1 protein-coding gene is annotated in these 1,778 nt (G+C 75.4%); it reads left to right on the top strand.

Annotated features, from left to right (window positions below; genetic code table 11):
• The first annotated feature begins 36 nt into the window (after positions 1 to 36).
• Complete coding sequence (locus tag ACH9D2_RS13140) at positions 37 to 1,758, top strand: thiamine pyrophosphate-binding protein (protein WP_396363253.1); 1,722 nt, start codon at positions 37 to 39, stop codon at positions 1,756 to 1,758.
• Positions 1,759 to 1,778: the final 20 nt, after the last annotated feature.

Below are 1,778 nucleotides of genomic sequence, written 5' to 3'. Positions count from 1 at the left end.
CCCGGCCGCCGGCCTTCCATCCGGAGGAGCGACACCATGACCACCACCCCGAGCACGCTCGAGCACCACGGCCCCGACGGGACGAAGCAGCCGGCGTCCCAGCCGGCCGGCACCGTCGCCGAGCTGGTCGGCCACACCCTGGCGCACCTGGGTGCGGGCCACGTCTTCGGCGTGGTCGGCAGCGGCAACTTCACGCTGACCAACGCCCTGCGCCGTCGCGGAGTGCCGTTCACCGCCGCCCGCCACGAGGGCGGGGCGGCGACCATGGCCGACGCCTACGGGCGGATGTCCGGCAGGGTCGGCATCGTCACGACCCATCAGGGCTGCGGGCTGACCAACGCCGCGACCGGGATCGGCGAGGCCGCCAAGAGCCGCACGCCGATGATCGTGCTGACCGCGGACACGGCCGCCGCGGCCGTGCGGTCCAACTTCAGGATCGACCAGGACGGCCTGGCCCGCAGCGTCGGAGCGGTCGCCGAGCGGGTGCACTCCCCGCAGAGCGCTGTGGCCGACACGGTGCGCGCCTGGCGGACCGCCGTCAACGAGCGGCGCACCGTGGTGCTCTCGGTCCCCACCGACGTCCAGGCCGTCCCGGTCGACCCGGCCGCGGCGGGCACCGTCCCGGCGCTGGACCCGCCCCAGGCGGTCCGGCCCGGCGCCGCCGCCGTCGCGCGCCTCGCGGACCTGTTGCGCGCCGCCGAGCGCCCGGTCTTCGTGGCGGGACGCGGCGGGCGGGGCGCGGGCCCCGAGATCGCCGCCCTCGCCGAGAGCTGCGGGGCCCTGCTCGCGACGTCCGCCGTGGCCCACGGCCTGTTCGCCGGCGACCCCTTCGACCTCGGCATCTCCGGCGGCTTCTCCTCGCCGTTCACCGCTGCGGCCATCCAGGACGCCGACGTCGTCGTCGGGTGGGGCTGCACCTTGAACATGTGGACCATGCGGCACGGATCCCTCATCGGCAACGGGACCGCCGTGGTCCAGGTCGATGTCGAGGACGCCTCCCTGGGCGCCAACCGGCCGGTCGACCTCGGCGTCCTGGGGGACTGCGCCGAGACGGCCGCGGCCGTGCGCGAGGTGCTCACCGCCTCCGGGCACCACAGCGTCGGGCGGCGCACCCCCGGGACGGCCGCGCAGATCGCCGCCCACGCCCGGTGGAGCTCGGAGGACACCGAGGACCTCTCCACCGCGGACGGCATCGACCCGCGCGTGCTGAGCAGGGAGCTGGACACGATCCTGCCGGCGGAGCGGATCGTGGCGGTCGACTCCGGGAACTTCATGGGTTACCCGAGCGCGTACCTGCGGGTCCCCGACGAGTTCGGGTTCTGCTTCACCCAGGCGTTCCAGTCGATCGGCCTCGGCCTGGCCACGGCCATCGGCGCGGCGACGGCCCGGCCCGACCGCCTTCCGGTGCTCGGCACCGGGGACGGCGGGTTCATGATGGCGATCTCGGAGCTGGACACCGCCGTCCGCGAGGCCGTCCCCCTGGTGGTCGTCGTCTACAACGACTCCGCGTACGGCGCCGAGGTGCACCACTTCGACGCCGACGACGAGGACCTGGAGATCGTCCGCTTCCCGGTGACGGACATCGCCTCGATCGCGCGCGGCCACGGCGCCGCGGGCGTGGTCGTCCGGACCCGCGAGGACCTTGCCGCGGTCTCCGCGTGGGTCGACGGGCCGCGCGACCGCCCGCTCGTGGTCGACGCGCGCATCGTCTCCGACGGCGGGGCGTGGTGGCTGGCGGAGGCCTTCAAGGGCCACTGACCGCCCCGGACAGCGGACGG

The organism is Kocuria rhizosphaericola, assembly GCF_044462205.1.
Lineage (GTDB): Bacteria > Actinomycetota > Actinomycetes > Actinomycetales > Micrococcaceae > Kocuria > Kocuria rhizosphaericola.
Note: the sequence above shows the minus strand (reverse complement) of the source record. Positions and strands in the feature narration are given on the sequence as shown.